Raw genomic sequence first — 24,429 nt, forward strand, 5'->3', positions numbered from 1 at the left:
GCTCTTTTTTATGCTTTATAAACGATCATTGCTGAAAAACAATAAATTTGGTTTTCATCGTCGTTAATGGAAACACCAACTTGATACTTAATATCTACAAAGTTGCTATCATCAATCTTTTTCAAAAAAACATTTACAGCATCTTCTAAGTCTTTTTCGTGACTTTCATCAAATACTTTCACACGAATCATGTTAACACCGTCCTAGATCGCAGCCCTCCGCCGCTTGATTATTGCCACGGTGCGTATCTATGATGCGATAAAACTTTCCATTCTCATATATATATCCGTCTTCTAACACATATTCTTTATCTTCAGTATAGACATAAAACTTACCTATCATAAATTTACTCGTATATAATTCCAAATAATTTTGTCTAAATTTAGCTACAACTTTATTTGTAATATCAATTTTTATTGTGCGCCCCACCTTCTCTCCCTCCTTTGCAAAGAACGGATTTAGGTATATTGTATTAGCGCTTTTACATTTTATGCTTAAAAATAAGTGGATATGCCTTCTTTCTTCACCTGTACTATTTTTCTAAAAAAAATCACTATAAATAAGGTCCCCAAAAAAAACATAAAAAAGCACTTTATCTTATTGACTCGAATATAAATATTATGTTATTATATAAAATTTGACATTTTTACATACGTATGCTATCATTAAAAGTGGTTACCACATATGGAGGTGGATGATTTGTTTCAAATTGGTGATAAAATCGTTTATCCAATGCACGGTGCAGGAATCATTGAAGCAATTGAAGAGAAAGAAATATTAGGTACTTCACGTCAATATTGTGTGATACGCATCATTAGTAAAGATATGCAAGTAATGCTTCCGATGGATCAATTAAAAAAATCGGGTATTCGTTATATCGTTGATCGAGGTACGTTAGATGATATACTTCTTGAATTTCAAAACGGGGAGTCAGACCCATCACTCTCATGGAAACAAAGATATACAATGAATATGGAAAAAATGAAAAACGGCAATCTGCAAGATAGCGCAGAAGTTGTTCGGGATTTACTTCGCCGCAATAAAGAGAGAGCATTAAATGCGAGCGAAAAACAAATGCTAGATAATGCACGAAAAATGATGATTAGCGAAGTCGCGCTCGTACAAAATGTTACTGAACATCAAGCAACAGAATTTCTTCAAGATACAATTAATCACTAAATTTAAAATAGCTGGCCGCTATTTTTTTTGTAAAAAAGGACGAAGAGTTTTATCTCTTCGTCCTTTTATATTACCCACGCCCAGCTTGAAACGATGGATATAACGTCATTCCACCATCTGCAAATAGCGTAATTCCAGTTACATAACTCGCCTCTGAAGAAGCGAGCCAAGTTGCTACTGCTGCAATTTCTTCAGGGTTTCCAATATAGCCCATCGGTATCATACTTTCTACGTCAGCACGTTTTTTAGGATCAGCAAACTTTTCTGCATTGATCGGCGTATTAATTGCACCTGGTCCAATATTATTTACTCGAATACCTTTTGGCGCATATTCTAGCGCTAACGTTTCTGTCATCAGTTTAATACCACCCTTACTCGCTGCATAGTGCACGAATAGTGGCCACGGAATTTTCTCATGAACACTAGACATATTAATGACAGACCCTTTAATGTCATGTTCTACAAAATATTTAATCGCTTCACGACTTCCTAAAAAAGCACCTGTTAAATTTGTATTAATTACCTTATTCCAATCTTCAAGTGGCATTTCATGCGACGGTACCGCGTTTTCTATCCCTGCATTATTAATCATAACGTCAAGCGTACCAAATTCTTTCACAGCAGATTGAATGAGATTCACAACATCTGATTCGACCGTGACATCACCTTTTACAGCAATCGCTTCTCCGCCTACCTTTTTAATTTCTTCTAACACATCATTTGCTTCTGATTCTCGTGAGCGATAATTAATAACCACTTTCGCTTTTTCCTTAGCAAACCTTACTCCCATCGCCCTACCAAGACCAGTTGCTGATCCTGTAATAACGACCACTTTTCCTTCTAAATCACTATACATTTCAATACCTCCTTTAACTTTTTGCTATACCTAACATAATTCCGGCTGCAATAATAAAAACGATACCGACAACGATACCCGTTAATTGGCGTTTCGTTTTCTTTTCACCTAATATAAGGATCCCACCAAGCGTGGAAATAATAATCCCCATTTGCGATAGCGAGAAACTTGTTGCGACTCCAACACGCGGCTGCGAAATGAATAAAAACATATTTCCAGCTGCCCAAATTAATCCTGGAATAATATTTCGGATTGCATATTTATTGAATGGATGATGTTTAAAGGTAAGCAAAATCCCTCCTAATACCATCCCAACTGCTTGTGGTAATAAAGCTGACCAACCATCTACGTTAAATAGTCTAATCACTACTACGTAAACTAAATAACCGACTGTTGAAATTAATAAAATTATGATACCTCTTTTAAAATTTGCTGCTTGCTCTGCATTCTTTTCTTCTTCACTTTGAAGTGATGTTAAAATAACACCGACAATAATACAAACGAGCGCTAAAATCCCAAGGACGACCGATATTGTCGTGGACCATTCATGAAATACGATAACGCCAAATAAAGTCGTCGCAACTAATTGAAGTCCTGTTGAAATTGGCATCGTCCTCGAAACGCCCATTAAATCAATACTTTTCAATTGATTCGCCTGACCAAGCGCCCAAAATAAACCTGACACAACTCCAACTCCAATCACAGTAGGTGTTAATACTGGCTTCATAAAAATATAAACAACAATTGAGAAAATAAGTGCTCCAAACGTTGTTCCAAGCGTTTGACTATACGGTCCCCCGCCCAGTTTTACGTTAAATAACACAATACTCCCCCAAAATATAGCTGGTAAAATTGCTAAAAATATATCCATCGCCCATTACCTTTCTCTGTAAAATGTCATAAATTGAAACTTTAATCATCCCGCAAATAGCGGAATAAGTTACCGCTCTCAATCATTAGAATGAGCTTTCATTTTTTCTTTTTTGCGAGCACAAATCTTTTCTACAACATCATTAGAAACATTTTTTTCTCGCTCCACATTTTTTACCTTTATATGATCTAAATAATCCTCCAAAGTAAGTGTAACTTTGTCATTTGGCGGATTATGCGCCCCTTGAAATGTAAGAAATTGTAGCGTCACTTCAAATCTAGGAACAAATTCATCTTTCCTGCCGAGACGCTTTATATTTATAACTGCATCACATTCATATTGATCTTCTGTCACTTGTCTAATAACCGAATAGTACCTATTCAATAACGCACTCTCTAAAAGCTGTTCTCTTGATTCTTTCGCGAAAGAATCGCTTGGAGAAGAGAAAAAGATAGAAAATATCGCTGTAATAATTACACATATTTTTTTCATAACGTCCTCCTTATCCTATAAGTTAGTGTTCTCAAAAACGCCATAAAAAAACGACTTCCCCTACTTAGGAAAGTCGTTTTAATGAATCCAATATTAACCACCACTCACTGGTGGTATAAGTGCAACCACATCACCATCTTGGACCCTGTCATCTTCATTTGCGTATTCTTCATTAATCGCAACCATAATTGGCTCTGAAACTGGTACATTATATTCTTTCGCAACAACATCTTTTAACTCTGCAACCGTAATATTTTCTTTCTCTATTTGTAATTCACTTGTTCCTGCCTCTTCTTGCAAGTGCGCAAATAACAATACTCGAATCATACTTATAGCTCCTTCCCAGGCTCTCCCGCCGGATATGGTGTTTTTTCTAATTGATCACCAATCCATGAGTCACCATCTTCCCAAAACTCCTTTTTCCAAATCGGAACAATTTGTTTTATGCGTTCCATAATATATTCGTTTGCTTCATAAGCCGCTTTACGGTGTGGTGTTGAAACAGCAACAACAACCGCTATATCAGAAATTTGCAACGTACCGATGCGATGTGTAATCGCAACATATGTACCCGGCCATTTCTCTTTCACTTCCAGACCAATTTTCTCTAGCATCTTTTCTGCCATCGTCTTATAAGCAACATACTCTAAGTATAATGTACGACGCCCTTTCGTAAACTCTCTAACCGTTCCAATAAATGTTGTAACAGCACCGCATTCACGTCGAATCACTTTCTTCGTTACCTCTTCAATCGAGATTTCTGTATCAATTACTTCATAATATGTATTTGTCATTTCGCACTCCTAACCGTTTGTAAAAACCAGTCTATGTACAACTCTTCTTCTGTTATATGAAATACTTTATATTCTTCTCGTATATTTGCCGGGACATCATACCACGTAATAATCGCCACTATATTTTCTACTTTATGTAAAAGTTCAACGTCTTCCGCAGAACGAAGTAACACTACTTTCGGGTAGTTCTCTTTTTTATAGCCCTCTATTAAAATTGTATCCACTTCAAAAAACTCATATAAGCGAATAATTTCTTGCAAGGACCATTTCTTTCTTAGTGAAGAAAGTGAAAGCAATCCAGCACCTTCTACACTACTTACGACAGCACCAGCTTTACGGTGTCTTTCGCTATCTTTTTGCGCTACTTCTGGAAAACCTCCGTGCCCGTGATGTTTAATTGTAGCAACTTTCATTTCACTTTCAGCTAACACATGCACAATTTTCTCTACAAGTGTCGTTTTTCCGCTATTTTGATATCCTACTATTTGTAAGATTGAAGGGGCTTTGCCCATGGCCAATCACATCCCTCAGAGTGCTCCAACAATAATACGGATACTTTCATTCCGGTCTCAAATCCTCTCGTTCCTCCAGGTAACACGATAAAAGCATTCGCATCTGCAAGTGAAGATACCGCACTCGATTTATCTAAACCAACCGGCATCGCTTGTAATGCCCCGTCCACGATTGTCACGTTCGCTCTTACGAAACGAGTAAATGGATTTGGCTTTGGAAAATCTTTTTGTAAAATAGCATCCGCTCTATATACGTGAGGTTCCTTCGCATACAAATACGTTTTTATAATTGGATGCACAAATAATTCAAAGCCTACATAACAAGCAGACGGATTTCCTGATAAACCGAAGAGTAACTTTCCATCTACTTCAGCTACTGTCGTTACACTTCCAGGCCTCATGGCTATCTTATTAAAGAGTACATTCGCCTGTAACCTTTCATAAATAGCTGGTAAGTAGTCATAATCTCCTACTGATACACCACCTGTTGTAATTAAAATGTCGACCTCACCCATCGCTGATTGAACTGCTGTAAAACATGCATCTAACTCATCCGCGAGTTGACCATAATAACGAACTTTCCCGCCAGCTTTCATAATTTGAGCTGCGATCATATACGAGTTACTATTTCTAATCTTCCCCGGTTCTAAAGGCTCATGTACTTCTAATAATTCACTTCCTGTCGTTACAATACCGACAACAGGCTGTTTTACAACTTTCACAGTGCTATATCCAAACGTTGCTAGTAGGGCTGCAACCCCTGGGTTAATTGCAACACCTTTCTTAACGAGAACTTGATTTTGTTTTATATCTTCTCCTTTAAACGACACATTGTCACCGTTATTAAAAGGGCGTTTTAACTTCATATATGTTTTCCCGTTCTTCTCAAACCCTTCTGTCAGCTCTAGCATTACGACTGCATTGCAATCTTCTGGAATAGCTGCTCCTGTCATAATGCGAATTGCTTCAAAAGCTCCTACTTCTTCTAAAAAAACAGACCCCGCCCCGATTTCTCCTATTACTTCAAATTCAACTGGATTCTCTTGAGTTGCTTCTTTCGTATCTTCTGCTCGAATGGCGAAACCATCGTAAGGGGAACGATCAAAATGAGGAACGTCATGATCTGAGACAACATCTTCCCCGAGAATTCTCCCGTAACTTTCCGTAATAGAAATTTCTTCTACTTCACCATGCTTCGCATATTTCATTACCCGTTCTACTGCCTCAGCAACTTGAATTGGAATTCGTTTTTCTACCATCGTTTCTCACCTCATATTTGCAATTTTTTTTATCTCGATTAAACTTTATATATTCAATAGAAATTACTTCAAGGAGGAATTCCATGTCTTCATTTACACATTTCAATGACCAAGGACGCGCAAAAATGGTTGATATAAGCGACAAAAAAGCAACCGTTCGAACAGCAATTGCGTGCTCTAGCATTGTCGTTACGAAAGAAATTTACGATAAAATCTCTCACAATGAAATTGGGAAAGGTGACGTATTAGCAGTTGCGCAAATCGCAGGCATTATGGCCGCGAAACGAACTTCTGATATTATCCCAATGTGCCATCCTTTATTATTAAAAGGTGTTGACGTTTCTTTCGATTGGAAACAATCAGAAGAACAATATCGTTTACTCATTGAAGTAAAAGTTAAAACAGAAGGTAGCACCGGTGTTGAAATGGAGGCTTTAACAGCTGCTTCCGCTACCGCTCTTACTGTGTATGATATGTGTAAAGCTGTCGATAAAGGTATGATTATCGGCGAAACGTACTTACTTGAAAAAACAGGTGGAAAAAGTGGAGATTATACGAGAAATTCATAATCCTCTCTCCGTTGAGCCTAAAGGGTTTCCTTTAGGTTCAACCTATATATCTTGCATATAAACTTTTCGCTACATTCATATCATTCGTCCCATGAATGAACGCCCTGCCATCTGTAAATAAAACAAAACGATATTCTTCTACCGGAAATGATAATAAATAAGGTGTCGCCTTTATCTCTACGCTTCTTTGTAAGCGTTTTTTAATTTCTTCTAAATTAAAATTCTTCCGCACACCCGGGCGAATTTGTACTGTATTCCGCCCACATAACACTTCTGTTTTCGTTTGTCCTTCAAATGTTAAACTCGGATATGTACGTAACCTTCCGCAAGATAAACAAGTATCTTTTTTCTGCCTATTCACTTTAAATGCCATCTGTTGATTATTCCAAAGATCAAACGATAACATCGTTTCACGAAGCGCACCAAAGTCTTCTACTAATATTTTCAGCGCTTCCGTAATTTGATGCGCAACTACTAATTGTACTGCCGGTTGTATAATACCAGCTGTGTCACATGTTGCTCCGCTCGCCGGATGCTCCATTAAACAGCGAAAACACGGTGTTTTCCCTGGTAAAATTGTATACGTTACTCCGTAACTCCCGACGCAACCACCATATATCCACGGAATATTATACTTTTGTGAAATATCATTAATGAGAAGACGCGTTTCAAAATTATCTGTCGCATCTAATATTAAATCTACATCACGCACTAGCTCTTCCATTTCTTGCACCGTTACATCCGTCACAACCGGATTTATTTCCACCTCAGAATTAATCGCTTGTAAATGTTCTGCAGCCGCTATCGCCTTCGGTTTATACTGCTTTGCATCTTCTTCCGTATATAGTTGTTGTCTTTGTAAATTACTCCATTCTACATAATCACGATCAGCAATCGTTACTTTTCCAACCCCTGCTCTAACAATCGCTTCTGCATTTGCCGCACCGAGAGCACCAGCACCAATAATAAGCACATGCTTCTCTCTTATTTTTCTCTGCCCTTCTTCTCCAACACCAGAAAATAATATTTGTCTTGAATATCGCTCCTGCATGCGATAGCCCCCTTTCTTATCCTCCTATATAAGACATTTCGATTTTCGGACGATTTTTTGCACTTTCTTCTGTCCGTTCATCCGAATACCTATCTTTTCTATTCATCCATACATCTTGTATAACACTTAATAACTCCTCATCCGAAAGATTTCCTCTAAGAAGTTCTCTTACATTCAAACCCTCTGTCGCAAATAAGCACGTATAAAACTTTCCATCTGCCGAAATTCTCGCCCTCGTACAAGAGCCACAAAATGACTCAGAAACAGATGTAATAAAACCAACTTCAACATTTGTTCCAACATACCGATATCGCTTCGCAACTTCACCAAAGTAATGGGCTTCAGCTGGCTCAAGCGGATACACCTTATGAATCATCTCAATCAATTCTCGCTTTGTAACCACTTGATCAAAATTCCACCCATTTGTACTACCAACATCCATAAACTCAATAAACCGAAGCGTGATTCCTTGCTCTTTAAAATACGCAGCCATCGGAAGTACTTGATGATCGTTCATCCCTTTTTTCACAACCATATTTACCTTTACTTCCAGCCCCGCCTCTTTAGCTGCTATAATTCCCTTAATCACCGGTTTCGTATTAATATTTCGACCATTAATATTCTTAAATATGTCGTCATCTATCGCATCTAAACTAACATTCACTCTATGTAATCCAGCTTCTTTTAATGCCTTCGCTTGTTTCGTTAAATGGATAGCATTTGTAGTTAACCCTATATCTATTAGCCCATCAATTTTCACAAGACGTGCAATAAGTTTTGCTAAATCTTTACGAAGTAGTGGCTCACCGCCAGTAATTCTAATTTTTCGTACACCGATGTTAACAAATAATTTTGCCAAACGCTCAATTTCATCAAAAGTTAGTAAAAACTCATCTTTCAAAAAAGCATAATCTGGCCCAAATATTTCCGCCGGCATACAATATGTACATCTAAAATTGCAACGATCAATGACAGATATACGTAAATCTTGAAGTGGGCGTCCAAAAAAATCTTTAACCATCTCCTGCATCGCCACCCTCCCTTTCTGCCAAATTTCTTTCTTTTCATTCTATTATAATATATTTTCGAACTGCGATGTTTTTGCTCAAGTGAATAAAGTGAAACTTTAAATAATTAGAGGGTATCCACTCCCCCTGGTTAACGAGGTTTACTTACAAATACAAGGATAAAAAACCTTGAAACATAAAAGTTTCAAGGTTTTCTGCTTATTAACTTAATCTAATAATAGTTAGAGTAGCCCCTGGCGTTGCCGTAGATAATGTAGCTACTGCAACTACTCCAAATAATTGTAAGCTAACTGCAGCTCCAGCAGGCAAGTTAGCAATTATTGTTGCACTAAATGAACCAGTAGCGACTGTCGGGGCATTTATCGTTCCCGCAAGCGGACTGCCATTTACAGTTATACGAGAACTTACAAGTAATCCTGCCGTTAAATTAATTGTATAAGCTATATAATAGTTTCCTGCATTCGCAACTGTAAATACAGTATTCCCACCACTAACAGTTATTCCTGGGCCAATATTTTGATTGTTCGGTAATGGTACGTTCGTACCACCTAATAAAACGGAAATAGCGGTTCCTGATGTATTATTCGCAAACGCATACGTTGCAGTTGTACTAACTCCAGTCGCCCCGGTCGCTCCAGTGGCTCCAGCTCCGGTTGGACCTGTATCTCCAGTTGGACCTTGTGAACCGGTTGCTCCTGTAGCCCCCGTTGGACCTTGAATTCCTTGCGGGCCTTGAATTCCTTGGGGACCTGTCGCTCCGGTTGCTCCTGTTGCTCCCGTTGGACCTTGAATTCCTTGCGGGCCTTGGATTCCTTGTGGGCCTTGAATTCCTTGGGGACCTGTCGCTCCGGTTGCTCCTGTTGCTCCCGTTGGACCTTGAATTCCTTGCGGGCCTTGAATTCCTTGTGGGCCTTGAATTCCTTGGGGACCTGTCGCTCCGGTTGCTCCTGTTGCTCCCGTTGGACCTTGAATTCCTTGCGGGCCTTGAATTCCTTGCGGGCCTTGTGGGCCGGTCGGACCTATGTCACCTTGCGGACCTTGGATTCCCTGTGGACCTTGTGCTCCTGTTGCCCCCGTCGCTCCTTGGATTCCTTGAGGACCTTGTGGACCTTGAATTCCTTGTGGGCCTGTTGGACCTATGTCGCCTTGTGGACCTTGAATTCCTTGGGGACCTTGTGCTCCGGTTGCCCCCGTTACTCCTTGGATTCCTTGGGGACCTTGAATACCCTGTGGACCGGTTGGACCTATCTCTCCTTGAACACCTTGGATTCCTTGCGTACCCTGTAAACCCGTCACTCCGGTTGCTCCCGTTTCTCCTGTCGCTCCTGTCGCTCCTGTCACTCCAGTTGAGCCTGTCGCCCCGGTATCCCCTGTTACTCCTGTCGCACCTGTTGCTCCTGTCGGGCCAGGTGGTCCACCTGATGGACCTGTCACTCCTGCCGGACCTGATGGCCCCGTTGGGCCAGTCGGTCCTGCTGGTCCTCCTGACGGGCCTGTCACCCCTGTTGGACCGGTTACTCCTGTTGGACCGGTTGATCCTTCTCCCGTCGCTCCGGTTGCTCCCGTTTCTCCTGTTGCTCCCGTCGGACCTTGCACTCCTTGAATTCCTTGTGGTCCCTGCACTCCTTGTGCTCCTGTTGCTCCTTGAATCCCTTGTATACCTTGCACTCCCTGTGCGCCCATCGGACCTGTTGGACCAATCGCCCCTTGTATACCTTGCACTCCTTGGGGCCCCTCTGGACCTGTTGCTCCTATTTCCCCTTGTATCCCTTGAATTCCAGTTGCTCCTTGTGCTCCTGTTGCTCCCGTTATCCCTTGCACACCTTGTATTCCCTGTATTCCTTGTGGACCTTGTGGGCCTGTTGCTCCTACCGGTCCTTGAATGCCTTGTATCCCTTGAGGACCCTCAGGACCCGTTGCTCCAACTGGCCCTGGCACACCTTGTATTCCTTGCGGGCCCTGAAGTCCCTCTGGGCCTTCTGGACCTGTTGGACCTATCTCTCCTTGTATCCCTTGGATTCCAGTTGGACCTTGTGGCCCAGTCGGACCTATGTCACCTTGCGGACCTTGGATTCCCTGTGGGCCTTGTGCTCCTGTTCCCCCTGTCACTCCTTGGATTCCTTGAGAACCTTGTGGGCCTTGAATTCCTTGTGGGCCTGTTGGACCTATGTCGCCTTGTGGGCCTTGAATCCCTTGCGGACCTTGATCTCCAGTGGCCCCCGTTACTCCTTGAATTCCTTGGGGACCTTGAACACCTTGGGGACCCGTCGGACCTATCTCTCCCTGCACACCTTGAATTCCTTGCGGACCTTGTAAACCCGTCACTCCGGTTGCTCCCGTTTCTCCTGTCGCTCCTGTCACTCCAGTTGAGCCCGTCGCCCCGGTATCCCCTGTTACTCCTGTCGCCCCAGTTGCTCCTGTCGGGCCAGGTGGTCCACCCGATGGACCAGTCACTCCCGCCGGACCTGATGGCCCCGTTGGGCCGGTCGGTCCTGCTGGTCCTCCAGATGGTCCTGTTACCCCTGTCGGACCAGTTACTCCTGTTGGGCCTGTAGTGCCTTCCCCTGTCGCCCCAGTTGCTCCCGTATCTCCTGTTGCACCCGTCGGACCTTGAATTCCTTGTATTCCTTGAGCACCTTGCACTCCTTGTGCACCTGTTGGGCCTTGAATCCCTTGTATTCCTTGCACTCCTTGTGCGCCCATTGGACCTGTTGGACCAATCGCCCCTTGAGCACCTTGCACTCCTTGGGGACCCTCTGGACCCGTTGCTCCTATTTCTCCTTGTATACCTTGAATTCCAGTTGCTCCTTGTACTCCTGTTGCTCCCGTTATCCCTTGCACACCTTGAATTCCCTGAATTCCTTGGGGACCTTGTGAGCCTGTTGCTCCTACCGGTCCTTGAATTCCTTGTATCCCCTGTGGCCCCTCTGGACCCGTTGCTCCAGCTGGCCCCGGTACTCCTTGTATTCCTTGCGGGCCCTGAAGTCCCTCTGGGCCTTCTGGACCTGTTGGTCCTATATCGCCCATTGGACCTTGTATCCCTTGAACTCCTTGTGGTCCTGTTGCTCCTGATGGCCCTGGTACTCCTTGTATTCCTTGTGGACCTTGATCTCCTGTTGCTCCTGTGGCCCCTTGAGGACCTATAGCCCCCTGTATCCCTTGCGGACCTTGATCTCCTGTTGCTCCCGTTATCCCTTGAATACCTTGAACTCCTTGAATTCCTTGTTCACCAGTTACTCCCGTCGGACCAGGAATACCTTGAATCCCCTGCGGTCCTTCTGAACCTGTTGGGCCAATTGGCCCTTGAATTCCTTGTATTCCTTGCAAGCCCTGTGCTCCCGTACTTCCAGTCGGACCTGTAGTTCCCGTTGCTCCTGTTACCCCTGTACTTCCTGTAGCCCCAGTACTCCCCGTTGCTCCAGTCGCACCTGTACTTCCACTCGGTCCGCCACCCGGACCTGTCGCACCAGTTGGCCCTGTCGGACCAGGAGGTCCTCCAGATGGTCCAGTTATTCCAGTTGGACCTGTTATTCCAGTCGGGCCTGTTATTCCTTGACCAGTTGCTCCAGTCGCTCCGGTTGCACCTGTATTTCCACTCGGTCCTTGTGTTCCTTGTATCCCTTGTGCTCCTTGTATTCCTTGTGGACCAGTTGCACCCGGTAACCCTTGGACGCCTTGAATTCCTTGAGGTCCCTCAGGTCCCGTCGCTCCAATTGGCCCCTGTAATCCCTGTATCCCCTGTATACCTTGTGCCCCAGTCGCTCCCGTTGGACCAATCGGACCTTGTAACCCTTGCACCCCTTGAGGTCCTGTCGCTCCAGTTTCTCCTTGTGGTCCTCTCAATCCTTGTGGCCCCTGCTGTCCTTCTGGTCCAGTTGCACCTATTGGCCCAACTGATCCTTGTATCCCTTGCACACCTTGAGGTCCTGTCGGGCCCATCTCCCCCATCGGACCTTGTAATCCTCTTGGTCCTTGAGGTCCTGTTGGGCCTTGTGGACCGGTTGGACCAGTAATCCCTATACCTGTAAATCCAGTTGGAACAGGGGGGAAAGTAGGCCCAATAAGTTCGGGTGGAATTCTAAAATTAGAGCTTAACGAATTTTGCTTCCGATTATTATCACGATTCTTCACACTTTCACCACCTACAAACCGTCTTTTTCATAATAAATAAGCCTCTTCTTAATCTATTTACAAAAATAATTTCCAAGACTATTTTTATTTTAAATAATAAAAACTCCCTTAATGCCTTAAGGGAGTCCTGCAATTGAATCCATATTATCTGTATTAGGGACAGCTTGTGCTATACCCGATGCATTTACACTTTGCCTCATATTTGTTCCTGTTACAGTACCAGCAGGAGTGCCTCTTGTATATGTTGTTGTGACAGAATCTCCTGGTTGTAAACAAAGCTTTGTCTCCGTCCCTATTACTGTAACAACATCAATCCAAGTGCATCCCATCGAACCACTATATGATTTCGAAGCAGTAAATGAAGTATCACTCAAATTATCACCGGTAAATATATTTCCAGTATTATTAACAATAACAAATTCTTTTATATGCGCAGGCATAATTACACTCTACCTTTCCTTTATGAACCTAACGTACGTGTACTTGTTGCCAAAGGCGGAAGAAATACCGATGTTCTAATCACCGCTTCTGGCTGCCTTTTTCCATTTAAAAAAATAGCCGCACTCGATCCTCCAGCACCTGCATATACTTTTGCCACAGCTAAAGGCGAGATATCATAACAGTCACCGACATTAACAGCGCCTGTATTATTAATAATTTTCACTTTACGCAAATTAATTCCCATTTCCCCCTCCTCCTTTTTTATACTGTATGCAAAAGAAAAAAACTTGAAACAGACTCGTTTCAAGTTTTTAACTATTAACTATTTCGTTTCACCTTCATATTGAAGCATACCGCCAACCATGTTCACTGTTTTAAACCCTTGCTCATTTAAATAATGACATACATTTTCACTGCGCATTCCCGAACGACAAATAAAGATATATTCATTCTCTTTATTAAAGAAATCTACTTTATGTGGGATATCGCCCATTTTAATATGTACAGCTTCTGGAATCTTTCCTGCCGCTACTTCTTCATCTTCTCTTACGTCTACTAGAAATAACGTTTCTCCATTTTCTAAACGCTCTTGTACCTCTTCTGTAGTAATTGTATTAACTTCTGTCATATGTAGTTCCTCCTTATATACAATAAAACCTTTAGTTTCTTTTTCACAAACATTCTCTACCAATTTTAGCACGCAAAAGAAAGAACGCAAAGAATCGAAAAACTATTTCTCAATTTTCTCTAAAAATTTATTCTTTACAAACATAACTAGCACATTGTATCCTCAATATACTTGTTTTATGAAAGGAGTCGATTAAAATGACGCTTTTTCTTTTCATTATGGGCATTGTGTTCTTACTCGCTGCAATTATTGCTCTTAGTATGAAAAATAATAGAAAAATAAACTCCCCACAAGAAATGTCATTCTTATTTCTATTGCTTAGCATAGCGTTTTTCGGTATAGCAATCGCTACATATATTTTCCGTCTACAAATTATGTAAAAAAAGGTGCCTACTACAAACATTGCACCTTTTCCCCATCATTTGTCTTTTACACAAAACTAGATACTTTCCGATTCAAAAATTCATAAACCTTTTTTTCAAATAAATGAATATCAAATGCTCCTGCCATATGCCCATTTATACTTTCTATCTCATACACTTCCGCATATTTTCCTTGTTTTTGCAAAATATCTACCATTTTATAATTATAACGAGACGGCTGAAGCAAATCTTGTTTACACGGAATCATAAGTACATTCGCTTCTATGTTAGAAAGAGATTCTTCTAGTGAAGAAAACCCATGTGCAATATCATGCAATAAAACTGCCTTCGCAGTATACATCCATGAATTTGCATCTACTAACTCTATACTTCTATATGTCGCTGTATTTATCTCTTTTTCAAATGATGTTAATGTAGAAAACTTTTCATAAGGTTCTATCTCGATACTATTACGAGGAAATGCCATTTCATAAAAATGCTCATCAAACGCATTCATAAACATCATTCTACTCGCTAAATGAAGCCCCTTTATAGGCTGCTCTTCTCCATATTTTCCATCTTTCCAACTTGGATCCAGTTGAATTGCCTCAATCGCATTTTGCGCTACGTTTACTGACGTAATAATTGGATTTTGTGGGTTCGTAATAACGCCAATCATCCGCTCTACCATATGTGGATAGTGAACCGCCCATTGTTGTGCAATCATTCCCCCCGCCGACGGTCCGATTACAGCGTGTAACCTTGAAATTCCCATACCTTTTATTAACTCATATTGCATACGAGCTACATCAAGAAATGTAAAAACCGGAAAATCCATAGCATATTCTTCTCCAGTTTCTGGATTAATCGATTTCGGTCCTGTTGTAATCACATATGGATTCCTCGCCTGCACATTACAAAGATTATCCGTACATATAACAAAATACTTATTTGTATCAATTGCTTTCCCAGGTCCAATGAGCCCATCCCACCAACCAGACTCCTCATCATGCACTGTATATTTTCCTGCCGCATGACTTGTTGCACTAAAATAATGACAAACCAAAATCACATTTGACCTTTCTCTATTCAACGTACCATATGTCTCGTATCCCATTTGAACAGGAATTTCTCTGCCATTTTCAAACATAAACTCTTTTAAAACGAACTTCTCCTTTTTTACAATTTGCACAGACTCTCCCTCTCCCTGTTATAGTATGAACTGCTTACTAAAGATTTTTTTCTATGTAAACTAATCTCCTTCTTCTTTTCATAAATAAATGAATAATATACAAAATTAGCCACAAAATAGCACTATATTACAAGATTAAAGAGGGCGTACATATGATTTGGAATTGGTTACGTAAGAAAAAAAAATCAAATACACCAGAAGCAAACGAAACAGATAACTGGGAGCAGCATTCTAACAATCAAGAGGATGATAACGAAGAACAGACTAGAAGTATGAAACATAATAAAGGTAAAAATAACGAGCAAAAAGATTCTTCTCAGGATACGCAACAAAGTACTAAACAGGAGGACTCGTCTCAAGATAAACAACAAAGCGCTAAACAAGAGGATTCCTCTCAAGGTAAGCAACAAAACGATAAACAAGAGGATCCCTCTCAGAATAAACAACAAAGCGCTAAACAAGAGGATTCCTCTCAGGATAAGCAACAAAGCGCTAAACAAGAGGATTCCTCTCAAGATAAGCAACAAAACGATAAACAAGAGGATTCCTCTCAGGATAAGCAACAAAGCGCTAAACAAGAGGATTCCTCTCAAGATAAGCAACAAAACGATAAACAAGAGGATTCTTCTCAGGATAAGCAACAAAGTGCTAAACAAGAGGATTCCTCTCAGGATAAGCAACAAAGCGCTAAGCAAGAGGATTCCTCTCAGGATAAGCAACAAAGCGCTAAGCAAGGTGATTCCTCTCAGGATAAGCAACAAAGCGCTAAGCAAGGTGATTCCTCTCAGGATAAGCAACAAAGCGCTAAGCAAGGTGATTCTTCTCAAGATAAAAAACAAAATACTAAGCAAGATGAACCTTCTCAAAGTAAGCAACAAAGCTCTGGAGGTAATAGTATTTATGACTTTACAAAACCAGAAAAAGACCGTATTCATTCCCTACAAGATTTAATAGAGAAACTTAAAAAGTCTAGTGATTTTATTAATTACCATACATCTGACGATGAAACGATGCCTTATTGGATTTCTTACTATCGCCCTTCACTTGATGGAGAGAAATTACAGAAATATTTAATGCCTACTCTTTTAGAGAAACCTTGTGCTTCTCTAGAACAACTAAAAGAACATATTCCGATGAGCGGCATTACAATTACGAACGATTTACAAAAAATTGAGGATATGGTTTTAAAGGGGCATGCAATCATTCAATTAAATCAGCAAGATCAAAAATGTATGCTTGCAAACATTGCAATTGATAATTATCGTGCGCCAACCCCTCCTTTAAACGAATCAACTGTTATTGGTCCGCAAGAAGGTTTCGTAGAGGATATTGATACAAACATTAATTTAGTTCGAAAACGTCTTCCTGTTTTGGATTTACAAACAAAAGAAATGATTATCGGCGAGTTTTCCAAAACAAAAGTTGTCATGATGTATTTAGACAACCTCGCTGAAAAAGATAATGTAGATTTTCTAGAAGAATCATTACGCGCTCTTGAGTATGATCAAATTAATGATAGTGCTTATATACAAGAATTGATGGGTGAAAAATCAATCTTCCCTCTCTATATCAATACAGAACGCACTGATAGAGTTACAAAAGCACTAATTGATGGAAAAATCGCTATTTTCGTTGATGGTTCTCCAAGTGTTTTACTAACACCTGTATCCTATTTCGATTTTTTCATTTCACCAGAAGACTATAACGTCTCCTGGATGTACGCTACATTTTCAAGGATTTTAAGATTAATTGCCGTTCTATTTTCAATTTGCGCTACACCGTTATACGTTGCAGTTTTAAATTATCATTATGAACTTATTCCAAGTGATTTACTTGAAACTTTGATTTTATCAAGGGCACAAGTACCATTCCCACCTTTAATTGAAGCGCTCTTTTTAGAACTTGCAATTGATTTATTAAGAGAAGCCGGCGCAAGGTTACCAATGAAAGTTGGTCAAACGCTCGGTATTGTAGGCGGTATCGTAATCGGGCAAGCATCTGTACAAGCTGGTTTAACGAGCAATATTTTATTAATTATCGTTGCCTTATCAGCACTTGCTTCCTTTATTACACCTATTTATAAAATGGGTAACGCTGTTCGATTACTACGCTTTCCTTTTCTTATGTTTGCAGAAATAGGCGGATTGTTCGGGATTTCTCTTGGATTTATCTTCTTATTTACTCATCTATTCAGGCTTACTTCTTTACGCAAGCCGTACGCTTTGTTTTATCCAACAAGACAACAATCTGTTAAAGATTCTTGGATTCGTTTTCCTTTAACAATGATTGATACAAGAGATGTACAAGCAAGGCCACAACATGTAAAAAAAGCAGCGAAAGGAATTTCAACAAAACATAGATCAGACTTTGATGATTAAGAAATGAGGTGCATTCGATGAGTAAAGTTCAAGAAAAATATCAAATATCTCCTGTCTTTGTTTTCTTCTTAATTCACGGTGCACAGTTCGGTGCTGGAGTTCTCGGATTCGCTCGAATTATCGCAAAAGCCGCTGGATACGACGGCTGGATGGGAGTTATAATCACAGGAATTTTCATCCATATTATTATATGGATGATGTATGTCTTATTAAAAGAAACAAATGGGAATTTAGTTGATTTACATCGGCAAACATTTGGAAAATGGCTAGGAAATGGCATTAGCATCATCTTTATGGCTTATTTTTTAATCGTTAGTATTTCAGTCATCCGAACATATGTTGAAATTATTCAAGTATGGATGTTTCCTACCGCTTCCACCTTTATGTTAACACTCTTTTTATGCTTAGTTAGCTATTACATTATCTCTTCTGGATTTCGTGTCATTACCGGTATTTGCGTCATCTCTGTTGGTGGTACATTAGGATATTTATTTCTAAGCTTATTCGTTTTAAAATATTCACATTGGGATAATTTACTACCTATATTCACACATTCTTTTTCAGACATTTTAAAATCCGCTCAACTGTCAATCTACAGTATGACCGGTTTTGAGATTTACCTCATGGTGTATCCATTTGTGAAAAAGCCTATGCAATCTCATAAATACGCTCAGCTTGGAGCACTATTTTCAAATCTTCTATATCTATTTAGTACCCTTTTAGCCTTTGCATTTTTTAGTGAGAAGCAATTGTTAAAAACAATATGGGCACAACTTTCTATGACCCAAGTCATTCAATTACCATTTATAGAAAGACTCGAATATATTGCAATTTCAGGCTATGCACTCGTTATTATTTCAAGTTTTATCCTCCCTTTATGGGCGTCAATGAGAGGAACTCATGAAATATTCCGTGTAAAACAAAGGGGTGTTTTAATTGCTTTTATCTTTATCACTCTCATTGTTTCGCAACTTTTAACAAACAGACACGATATTAATAACTTTATTAGTAATGTATCAAAAGTTAGTTTTTGGCTCATTTATGTATACATCCCAATCCTATTTATTATTGTGTGGGTGAAAAGAAAATGGAAAAAATCAAAAGCACAAGTAAATTAATACTTATTTCTTGTATAACATTCTTCAGTCTAACTGGATGTTTACAAAAAAATATTATCGATGATGTACAACTTATTCAAGGAAGCGTTTTTGATGTCGCAAAAGATAATAAAGTAAAAGTGACATTCGTTTGTCCCATTCAGAAAAAAGGAAATAAAGTTCAAGTTTTTGAAGGCAGTGCAAATGCGGTAAAACAAGTAAAAGCAGACACATCTTTAGAGTCTTCTCAACCATTTGCTAGCGGACAAATGCGTGTCGCTCTATATACAATAAGACTTGCCAAAACAGGAATGTCTACTTCATTCGATACATTACTTCGAGATGTGAATATAGGGAACGCTTTATATGCTGCTTTATTAGATGGGAATGGTACTGAACTTTTAAAAGGCAAATATTCGACTTCATACAACGTTGCAATTTATATAAAAAAATTGCTAGAACATAACATGGAGACCGGACCTTTACCAGCGGATAATCTACATATAGGAGCATTTCGCTATTATCAAGAAGGAAAAGACTACTATATTCCCATTCTAAAGAAGCATGGTGATAAAATAAAAATTACCGGAATTGGCCTTTTTAAAAAGGATAAATATATCGGTAAAATTGCGGAAAAAGATATGTTCATATTTAAAGGACTATTAGAGAAACATAAATTAGATTCACATGAATTTAAAACAGATTCTGCGTACGTAATGATTAATAATATTCGTTCTGTTCCAACTTACGATATAAAAATTAAAAACGGAAAGCCTTCTTTTTTCATTAACGTTCGTCTTGATGCACGTATTCAAGAACTATCAAAACAAATTAACTTAGAAAATAACAAGAACACAAAAAACATTGAAAAAGATGTCCAAAAACAATTAGAGAAACAAGCTGCTAAGTTAATTAAGCAACTTAAATCTTTAGGCGTCGATCCTCTCGGGCTAGGTGCAAAGTATAAGCAACATTATCGCCCATTCAAATTAGAAGAATGGAGACAAATGTATAAAGATGTTCCGGTTCATATAAAATACACCGTAAATATTACAAATTCTGGTGTCATTGAATGAGAAATGATTGAACTCCTCTCTCCAGCATGATACAACGGAGAGAGGAGTTTTTTTATTATCAAATAGAGAGAGAAGATATTTATGGGGGAGCTTATGTCTAAAAAATTAGTAAAGCCTATTTTAAATGGTATTTTATTTCTCGGCGTCTTTTTATTTGCTCATACATACTTAAAAAATGTTTCCTTCACACGTTACTTGCTTGTCGTTATACCAATGTTACTGGTCGGTATTTTTGGCATCGATCTTATTTCATCCCTTTTAATAAAAAAAGAAGAATAACGAGCGAACATCTTATTTCGATAAGATGTTCTTTTCATTTCATAATCACCTTATGTTACAATAAACTTCGGCATAACGTAAGAAAGGATGAAACAACATGACAAACGAAAAAGGTTTAGATAAAGGATACGAACTTGTTGCGAAAATGCATGAAGTATTCGGACATCCTGTGACAAATACTCCAACAAAATTAACAGAAGAGCGTGCAAAAATCCGTGCAAGTTTTATGCAGGAAGAACTAGAAGAATTTCTAGAGGCAACGACTGTTGAAGATCAATACGATGCACTGATTGACCTTATTTACTTTGCATTCGGCACGTTTGCAGAAATGGGCGTACGTCCTGATAAAGGATTTGAAATTGTAAATAACGCAAACATGGCAAAGCTATTCCCTGATGGAAAACCTCGCTTCCGCGAAGGCGACGGCAAAATTTTAAAACCAGAAGGCTGGCAAGCACCAGAGCCACAACTTCGTGCTGAAATCGAACGTCAGCGCCAAGAAGCTGAAAAAAACTGCTAGGATTTCCTAGCAGTTTTTTACTATGTCTTTTTTTCTGCAACTCATTAATGACCCGCGTGCCCCGCGTGTCCTGCTGCTCCACTAATACTAGCTGCTCCTGCCGCTGCCCCTGCTCCTCCTGCTCCAATTCCACCTGTCCAAGGAGAAGATTGCTGTTGTAGATATTGTTGCTGTTGCTGTTGCTGTTGCTGTTGCTGTTGCTGTTGGTGATGATGTTGACCTTGGTAATGTACTTGTTGTTGATGGCCTTGCTGTCCGTGGTGATGTACTTGTTGTTGGTGACCTTGATGTCCGTGGTGATGTACTTGTTGTTGATGACCTTGATGGCCATGATGATGTACTTGTTGTTGGTGGTGACCTTGGTGTCCATGATGTTGGCCTTGATGGTGATGTCCATGGTGGCCATGATGCCCTTGGTGCGTTTGATAAAGAACAGCTTGCGGATGAATGTGGTGGTGTCCGTGGTGATGTACTTGTTGTTGGTGATGACCTTGCTGGTGATGATGGCCTTGGTGACCGTGTTGCCCTTGATGGTGGTGATGTCCATGGTGGCCATGTTGACCTTGATGGTGGTGATGTCCATGGTGGCCATGTTGACCTTGATGGTGGTGATGTCCATGGTGGCCATGTTGACCTTGATGGTGGTGATGTCCATGGTGGCCGTGTACTACTTGCGGATATCCACCTACTCCTCCTGCTACAACACCTACTCCCGGTATAGGAAATCCTGTCTGTACTCCTCCAACGAAAGATGGAAATGCAGTTGGTACGCCTACTGGTACTCCTCCTGCTGCTCCGCCAACAAATGTCGGGATTCCAGTTTGCACTCCGGCTACCGATGATGGAAATCCTCCTGTTAATGTTGGAATTCCAGTTTGTACACCAGCTACTGATGTAGAAAAACCTCCAGGTGTTCCGCCCATCCAGCTCGGAATTCCACCGTACCCTTGTTGTCCTCCTCCCATTAACATCATTTGTTCATAACTATCCGATCCACCCCCAAAGAAACCATGTGGTGCATTATTGTCGATCCCTTTCATTCCTTTCACCTCTTCTACTCAATTTTACCTACCTTTTTTATCATATTTCCTAGTGAAGAATAGGTGTTTGTCTTTATAAGAATTCCTCAACAAACAAATTAAAGGAAAAGATGCGAAACGTCTTTAAAGTAAAATTTTATATAAAAGTGATCCAAAGATTATTTTATACACAAAAAAGCTCAGAGTATACATACTCTGAGCTTTCATTTAGAATAAATTAGTTTGCAACAACGTTAACAAGTTTTCCAGGAACAACAATTACTTTACGAACTGTTTTCCCTTCAATTTGGTCTTGAATTGCTTCAAGTGCAAGTTGTTCCATTTCTTCTTTTGATGCGTCTTTACTCATTGTTAGTTTTGCGCGAACTTTACCCATAACTTGAACAACGATTTCAACTTCATCTTCTACAAGTTTAGACTCATCAAATGTTGGCCAGCTTGCATATGTGATTGTTTCATTGTATCCAAGTTTGCTCCATAGCTCTTCCCCGATGTGAGGTGCAACTGGTGCAATCATTTTTACGAAACCTTCTACATATTCTTTCGGAAGTGTTTCAGCTTTGTATGCATCGTTGATGAATACCATCATTTGAGAAATCGCTGTGTTGAAGCGAAGTTCTGCATAGTCTTCTGTTACTTTCTTCACTGTTTGGTGGTAAGCTTTTTCAAGTTCTTTATTTGGTGCATCAGTAATTTTCTCACTTAATTCACCGTTATCTTGAACGAATAGACGCCATACGCGGTCTAGGAAACGACGAGCTCCGTCAAGACCATTTTCAGACCAAGCGATTGAAGCATCTAATGGGCCCATAAACATTTCGTATAGACGAAGTGTATCTGCACCGTGGCTTGCTACGATATCATCAGGATTTACAACGTTACCTTTTGATTTACTCATTTTCTCGTTGTTTTCACCTAGAATCATACCTTGGTTGAATAATTGTTGGAACGGTTCTTTCGTTGGAACTACACCGATATCGTATAATACTTTATGCCAGAAACGAGCATATAGTAAGTGAAGTACAGCGTGCTCCGCCCCGCCGATATAAATATCAACTGGAAGCCATTGTTTTACTTTTTCAGGATCTACAAGTGCTTCGCTATTGTTTGGATCGATGTAACGTAGGTAATACCAACAGCTACCAGCCCATTGCGGCATTGTATTTGTTTCACGACGACCTTTTTTACCAGTCTCAGGATCAACAACATTTACCCACTCGTCAATGTTAGCAAGTGGTGATTCACCTGTACCTGAAGGACGGATGTTTTCTGTTTTCGGAAGAACTAATGGTAATTCCTCTTCTTTCACAGCTGTCATTGTACCATCTTCCCAGTGAATTACTGGAATTGGTTCACCCCAGTAACGTTGACGGCTGAATAACCAGTCACGTAGACGGTACGTTACTTTTTGATTTCCTGCGCTCGTTGCTTCAAGCCATTCAATCATTTTTGCGATTGCTTCTTCTTTATTTAATCCATCAAGGAATGCTGAGTTTACGTGTGCACCATCACCTGTGTACACTTCTTTCGTAATATCTCCGCCTTTTACAACTTCCTTCATTGGAAGATTAAATACTGATGCGAATTCATAGTCACGCTCATCGTGAGCTGGAACTGCCATTACAGCACCTGTTCCGTAAGTTGCAAGAACATAGTCAGCGATCCAGATTGGTAATTTCTCACCGTTTACTGGGTTAACTGCGTAAGCACCAGTGAATACACCAGTTTTCTCTTTCGCAAGTTCTGTACGCTCTAGGTCACTCTTCATTTTTACAGCGTTAATGTAAGCTTCTACCGCTTCTTTTTGTTCTGCTGTTGTAATTTCTGCAACAAGTGCATGTTCCGGAGCAAGTACACAATATGTTGCACCAAATAGTGTATCAGGGCGCGTTGTGAACACCGTGAACTTCTCGTCTGTACCGTCGATGTTGAAGTGTACTTCTGCACCTTCAGAACGACCGATCCAGTTACGTTGCATATCTTTTAAGCTTTCAGGCCAATCAAGCTCATCTAGATCTTCTAATAGACGATCTCCGTAAGCTGTAATTTTTAACATCCACTGTCTCATCGGACGACGCTCAACTGGATGTCCACCACGCTCACTCTTACCGTCAATGATTTCTTCGTTTGCAAGTACTGTACCAAGTGCTGGGCACCAGTTTACAGGTACTTCATCAACGTAAGCTAAACCTTTTTCAAATAATTTCAGGAAGATCCATTGTGTCCACTTATAGTAGTTTGGATCTGTTGTATTTACTTCACGGTCCCAATCGTAAGAGAAACCTAATGATTTAATTTGATTACGGAATGTATTAATATTATGCTCTGTAAATTCTGCTGGGCTGTTTCCAGTATCAAGTGCATATTGCTCTGCTGGAAGACCAAATGCATCCCATCCCATTGGATGAAGAACGTTATACCCTTGCATACGCTTCAGACGAGATAAAATATCTGTCGCTGTATAACCTTCTGGATGTCCTACGTGTAAGCCTGCACCTGATGGATATGGGAACATATCTAGTGCATAAAATTTTGGTTTTTCTGTCTCATCTGGCGTACGGAATGTTTTATTCTCTTCCCAGTACCCTTGCCACTTCTTCTCAATTTCTTGATGATTAAAGCTCATGAGATACCCTCCTTGAAATTCTGTTTATTTTCACCGCCCAAAATACAA

Annotated in this window: 26 protein-coding genes; 8 read left to right on the forward strand and 18 right to left on the reverse strand. The window is 40.2% G+C overall.

What is annotated here, in order from left to right; genetic code table 11:
• Positions 1–8 precede the first annotated feature (8 nt).
• Positions 9–191: a sporulation protein Cse60 gene (locus QCI81_RS10480; protein WP_000621751.1), complete on the reverse strand. Its 183-nt coding sequence runs from the start codon at positions 189–191 to the stop codon at positions 9–11.
• A 1-nt stretch (position 192) separates the two neighbouring features.
• Positions 193–429: a DUF2553 family protein gene (locus QCI81_RS10485; RefSeq protein WP_000533806.1), complete on the reverse strand. Its 237-nt coding sequence runs from the start codon at positions 427–429 to the stop codon at positions 193–195.
• A gap of 255 nt (positions 430–684) precedes the next feature.
• On the opposite strand from QCI81_RS10485, the gene QCI81_RS10490 reads away from it, so the two are divergent.
• The gene (locus QCI81_RS10490; RefSeq protein ID WP_000451442.1) at positions 685–1,179 is read left to right on the forward strand and encodes a CarD family transcriptional regulator; all 495 of its coding nucleotides are present in this window, start codon (positions 685–687) and stop codon (positions 1,177–1,179) included.
• Between the two features lie 70 nt (positions 1,180–1,249).
• Here QCI81_RS10490 and QCI81_RS10495 read toward each other — a convergent pair whose 3' ends face one another.
• The 7 genes from QCI81_RS10495 to moeA all read right to left on the reverse strand — a co-directional run bounded on the left by QCI81_RS10495 (position 1,250) and on the right by moeA (position 5,963).
• A complete protein-coding gene (locus QCI81_RS10495; RefSeq protein ID WP_053563527.1) occupies positions 1,250–2,035 on the reverse strand; it encodes a glucose 1-dehydrogenase in 786 nt (261 codons plus the stop codon).
• A 13-nt stretch (positions 2,036–2,048) separates the two neighbouring features.
• On the reverse strand, positions 2,049–2,906 hold the full coding sequence (glcU, locus tag QCI81_RS10500) for a glucose uptake protein GlcU (protein ID WP_000350865.1): 858 nt from the start codon (positions 2,904–2,906) through the stop codon (positions 2,049–2,051).
• Between the two features lie 78 nt (positions 2,907–2,984).
• Complete coding sequence (locus QCI81_RS10505; protein WP_353810710.1) at positions 2,985–3,398, reverse strand: DUF3888 domain-containing protein; 414 nt, start codon at positions 3,396–3,398, stop codon at positions 2,985–2,987.
• 93 nt (positions 3,399–3,491) lie between these two features.
• On the reverse strand, positions 3,492–3,725 hold the full coding sequence (gene moaD / locus QCI81_RS10510; protein WP_000621772.1) for a molybdopterin converting factor subunit 1: 234 nt from the start codon (positions 3,723–3,725) through the stop codon (positions 3,492–3,494).
• Positions 3,726–3,727: 2 nt separating this feature from the next.
• On the reverse strand, positions 3,728–4,192 hold the full coding sequence (gene moaE / locus QCI81_RS10515; protein WP_000185943.1) for a molybdopterin synthase catalytic subunit MoaE: 465 nt from the start codon (positions 4,190–4,192) through the stop codon (positions 3,728–3,730).
• Positions 4,189–4,704 carry a molybdopterin-guanine dinucleotide biosynthesis protein B gene (mobB, locus tag QCI81_RS10520; RefSeq protein WP_098356025.1) on the reverse strand — a complete coding sequence of 172 codons (516 nt, stop codon included), beginning with the start codon at positions 4,702–4,704 and terminating at the stop codon, positions 4,189–4,191. Before mobB ends, moaE begins: the two co-directional genes overlap by 4 nt.
• Entirely contained in the window at positions 4,674–5,963 is a 1,290-nt protein-coding gene (moeA, locus tag QCI81_RS10525; RefSeq protein WP_353810711.1) for a molybdopterin molybdotransferase MoeA, read from the reverse strand. The genes mobB and moeA overlap by 31 nt, the downstream gene beginning before the upstream one ends.
• Before the next feature lie 83 nt (positions 5,964–6,046).
• Here moeA and moaC point away from each other — a divergent pair, with 83 nt between their 5' ends.
• Positions 6,047–6,532 (forward strand): cyclic pyranopterin monophosphate synthase MoaC, encoded by a 486-nt coding sequence (gene moaC, locus QCI81_RS10530; protein ID WP_000094146.1) that lies wholly within the window; start codon positions 6,047–6,049, stop codon positions 6,530–6,532.
• 37 nt (positions 6,533–6,569) lie between these two features.
• On the opposite strand, the gene QCI81_RS10535 is transcribed toward moaC, so the two are convergent.
• The 6 genes from QCI81_RS10535 to QCI81_RS10560 all read right to left on the reverse strand — a co-directional run bounded on the left by QCI81_RS10535 (position 6,570) and on the right by QCI81_RS10560 (position 13,811).
• A complete protein-coding gene (locus tag QCI81_RS10535; RefSeq protein ID WP_088362724.1) occupies positions 6,570–7,583 on the reverse strand; it encodes a molybdopterin-synthase adenylyltransferase MoeB in 1,014 nt (337 codons plus the stop codon).
• A gap of 16 nt (positions 7,584–7,599) precedes the next feature.
• A complete protein-coding gene (gene moaA / locus QCI81_RS10540) occupies positions 7,600–8,613 on the reverse strand; it encodes a GTP 3',8-cyclase MoaA (protein WP_053563524.1) in 1,014 nt (337 codons plus the stop codon).
• 199 nt (positions 8,614–8,812) lie between these two features.
• Positions 8,813–12,742, reverse strand: coding sequence for a BclA-related collagen-like exosporium protein (locus QCI81_RS10545; RefSeq protein WP_353810712.1), 3,930 nt, complete (start codon positions 12,740–12,742; stop codon positions 8,813–8,815).
• A 116-nt stretch (positions 12,743–12,858) separates the two neighbouring features.
• Positions 12,859–13,182: a hypothetical protein gene (locus tag QCI81_RS10550; protein ID WP_053563522.1), complete on the reverse strand. Its 324-nt coding sequence runs from the start codon at positions 13,180–13,182 to the stop codon at positions 12,859–12,861.
• A 20-nt stretch (positions 13,183–13,202) separates the two neighbouring features.
• On the reverse strand, positions 13,203–13,427 hold the full coding sequence (locus tag QCI81_RS10555) for a spore germination protein (protein WP_000512463.1): 225 nt from the start codon (positions 13,425–13,427) through the stop codon (positions 13,203–13,205).
• A 78-nt stretch (positions 13,428–13,505) separates the two neighbouring features.
• Positions 13,506–13,811 carry a rhodanese-like domain-containing protein gene (locus QCI81_RS10560; RefSeq protein WP_000141254.1) on the reverse strand — a complete coding sequence of 102 codons (306 nt, stop codon included), beginning with the start codon at positions 13,809–13,811 and terminating at the stop codon, positions 13,506–13,508.
• Between the two features lie 197 nt (positions 13,812–14,008).
• Between QCI81_RS10560 and QCI81_RS10565 the strand changes: the two genes are divergently transcribed.
• Positions 14,009–14,191: a hypothetical protein gene (locus tag QCI81_RS10565; RefSeq protein ID WP_000171889.1), complete on the forward strand. Its 183-nt coding sequence runs from the start codon at positions 14,009–14,011 to the stop codon at positions 14,189–14,191.
• Positions 14,192–14,240: 49 nt separating this feature from the next.
• Here QCI81_RS10565 and QCI81_RS10570 read toward each other — a convergent pair whose 3' ends face one another.
• Positions 14,241–15,365: a homoserine O-acetyltransferase family protein gene (locus tag QCI81_RS10570; RefSeq protein ID WP_053563521.1), complete on the reverse strand. Its 1,125-nt coding sequence runs from the start codon at positions 15,363–15,365 to the stop codon at positions 14,241–14,243.
• Positions 15,366–15,517: 152 nt separating this feature from the next.
• Between QCI81_RS10570 and QCI81_RS10575 the strand changes: the two genes are divergently transcribed.
• The 5 genes from QCI81_RS10575 (at position 15,518) to QCI81_RS10595 (ending at position 20,715) form a co-directional block, all read left to right on the forward strand.
• Positions 15,518–17,743, forward strand: coding sequence for a spore germination protein (locus QCI81_RS10575; protein ID WP_353810713.1), 2,226 nt, complete (start codon positions 15,518–15,520; stop codon positions 17,741–17,743).
• A gap of 17 nt (positions 17,744–17,760) precedes the next feature.
• Complete coding sequence (locus tag QCI81_RS10580; protein ID WP_000049082.1) at positions 17,761–18,861, forward strand: spore germination protein; 1,101 nt, start codon at positions 17,761–17,763, stop codon at positions 18,859–18,861.
• Positions 18,831–19,916, forward strand: coding sequence for a spore germination protein GerHC (gene gerHC / locus QCI81_RS10585; protein WP_353810714.1), 1,086 nt, complete (start codon positions 18,831–18,833; stop codon positions 19,914–19,916). Before QCI81_RS10580 ends, gerHC begins: the two co-directional genes overlap by 31 nt.
• 93 nt (positions 19,917–20,009) lie before the next feature.
• Positions 20,010–20,195, forward strand: coding sequence for a hypothetical protein (locus QCI81_RS10590; protein WP_000038781.1), 186 nt, complete (start codon positions 20,010–20,012; stop codon positions 20,193–20,195).
• A 97-nt stretch (positions 20,196–20,292) separates the two neighbouring features.
• Entirely contained in the window at positions 20,293–20,715 is a 423-nt protein-coding gene (locus QCI81_RS10595) for a pyrophosphohydrolase domain-containing protein (RefSeq protein ID WP_000180554.1), read from the forward strand.
• 44 nt (positions 20,716–20,759) lie between these two features.
• Here QCI81_RS10595 and QCI81_RS10600 read toward each other — a convergent pair whose 3' ends face one another.
• Together QCI81_RS10600 and leuS are read right to left on the reverse strand one after the other, a co-directional pair.
• Complete coding sequence (locus QCI81_RS10600) at positions 20,760–21,755, reverse strand: hypothetical protein (RefSeq protein ID WP_353810715.1); 996 nt, start codon at positions 21,753–21,755, stop codon at positions 20,760–20,762.
• A gap of 217 nt (positions 21,756–21,972) precedes the next feature.
• Positions 21,973–24,381 carry a leucine--tRNA ligase gene (leuS, locus tag QCI81_RS10605; RefSeq protein ID WP_353810716.1) on the reverse strand — a complete coding sequence of 803 codons (2,409 nt, stop codon included), beginning with the start codon at positions 24,379–24,381 and terminating at the stop codon, positions 21,973–21,975.
• Between the last annotated feature and the right edge of the window lie 48 nt (positions 24,382–24,429).

The organism is Bacillus cereus group sp. MG20 (assembly GCF_040459885.1).
Taxonomy (GTDB): domain Bacteria; phylum Bacillota; class Bacilli; order Bacillales; family Bacillaceae_G; genus Bacillus_A; species Bacillus_A cereus.

Excerpts from the sequence above, each read along its gene's own strand:
- QCI81_RS10480 (WP_000621751.1), bottom strand. The coding sequence starts at position 191 with ATGATTCGTGTGAAAGTATTTGATGAAAGTCACGAAAAAGACTTAGAA.
- QCI81_RS10490 (WP_000451442.1), top strand. The coding sequence starts at position 685 with ATGGAGGTGGATGATTTGTTTCAAATTGGTGATAAAATCGTTTATCCA.
- QCI81_RS10495 (WP_053563527.1), bottom strand. The coding sequence starts at position 2,035 with ATGTATAGTGATTTAGAAGGAAAAGTGGTCGTTATTACAGGATCAGCA.
- glcU (WP_000350865.1), bottom strand. The coding sequence starts at position 2,906 with ATGGATATATTTTTAGCAATTTTACCAGCTATATTTTGGGGGAGTATT.
- QCI81_RS10505 (WP_353810710.1), bottom strand. The coding sequence starts at position 3,398 with ATGAAAAAAATATGTGTAATTATTACAGCGATATTTTCTATCTTTTTC.
- moaD (WP_000621772.1), bottom strand. The coding sequence starts at position 3,725 with ATGATTCGAGTATTGTTATTTGCGCACTTGCAAGAAGAGGCAGGAACA.
- moaE (WP_000185943.1), bottom strand. The coding sequence starts at position 4,192 with ATGACAAATACATATTATGAAGTAATTGATACAGAAATCTCGATTGAA.
- mobB (WP_098356025.1), bottom strand. The coding sequence starts at position 4,704 with ATGGGCAAAGCCCCTTCAATCTTACAAATAGTAGGATATCAAAATAGC.
- moeA (WP_353810711.1), bottom strand. The coding sequence starts at position 5,963 with ATGGTAGAAAAACGAATTCCAATTCAAGTTGCTGAGGCAGTAGAACGG.
- moaC (WP_000094146.1), top strand. The coding sequence starts at position 6,047 with ATGTCTTCATTTACACATTTCAATGACCAAGGACGCGCAAAAATGGTT.
- QCI81_RS10535 (WP_088362724.1), bottom strand. The coding sequence starts at position 7,583 with ATGCAGGAGCGATATTCAAGACAAATATTATTTTCTGGTGTTGGAGAA.
- moaA (WP_053563524.1), bottom strand. The coding sequence starts at position 8,613 with ATGCAGGAGATGGTTAAAGATTTTTTTGGACGCCCACTTCAAGATTTA.
- QCI81_RS10550 (WP_053563522.1), bottom strand. The coding sequence starts at position 13,182 with ATGCCTGCGCATATAAAAGAATTTGTTATTGTTAATAATACTGGAAAT.
- QCI81_RS10555 (WP_000512463.1), bottom strand. The coding sequence starts at position 13,427 with ATGGGAATTAATTTGCGTAAAGTGAAAATTATTAATAATACAGGCGCT.
- QCI81_RS10560 (WP_000141254.1), bottom strand. The coding sequence starts at position 13,811 with ATGACAGAAGTTAATACAATTACTACAGAAGAGGTACAAGAGCGTTTA.
- QCI81_RS10565 (WP_000171889.1), top strand. The coding sequence starts at position 14,009 with ATGACGCTTTTTCTTTTCATTATGGGCATTGTGTTCTTACTCGCTGCA.
- QCI81_RS10575 (WP_353810713.1), top strand. The coding sequence starts at position 15,518 with ATGATTTGGAATTGGTTACGTAAGAAAAAAAAATCAAATACACCAGAA.
- QCI81_RS10580 (WP_000049082.1), top strand. The coding sequence starts at position 17,761 with ATGAGTAAAGTTCAAGAAAAATATCAAATATCTCCTGTCTTTGTTTTC.
- gerHC (WP_353810714.1), top strand. The coding sequence starts at position 18,831 with ATGGAAAAAATCAAAAGCACAAGTAAATTAATACTTATTTCTTGTATA.
- QCI81_RS10590 (WP_000038781.1), top strand. The coding sequence starts at position 20,010 with ATGTCTAAAAAATTAGTAAAGCCTATTTTAAATGGTATTTTATTTCTC.
- QCI81_RS10595 (WP_000180554.1), top strand. The coding sequence starts at position 20,293 with ATGACAAACGAAAAAGGTTTAGATAAAGGATACGAACTTGTTGCGAAA.
- QCI81_RS10600 (WP_353810715.1), bottom strand. The coding sequence starts at position 21,755 with ATGAAAGGGATCGACAATAATGCACCACATGGTTTCTTTGGGGGTGGA.
- leuS (WP_353810716.1), bottom strand. The coding sequence starts at position 24,381 with ATGAGCTTTAATCATCAAGAAATTGAGAAGAAGTGGCAAGGGTACTGG.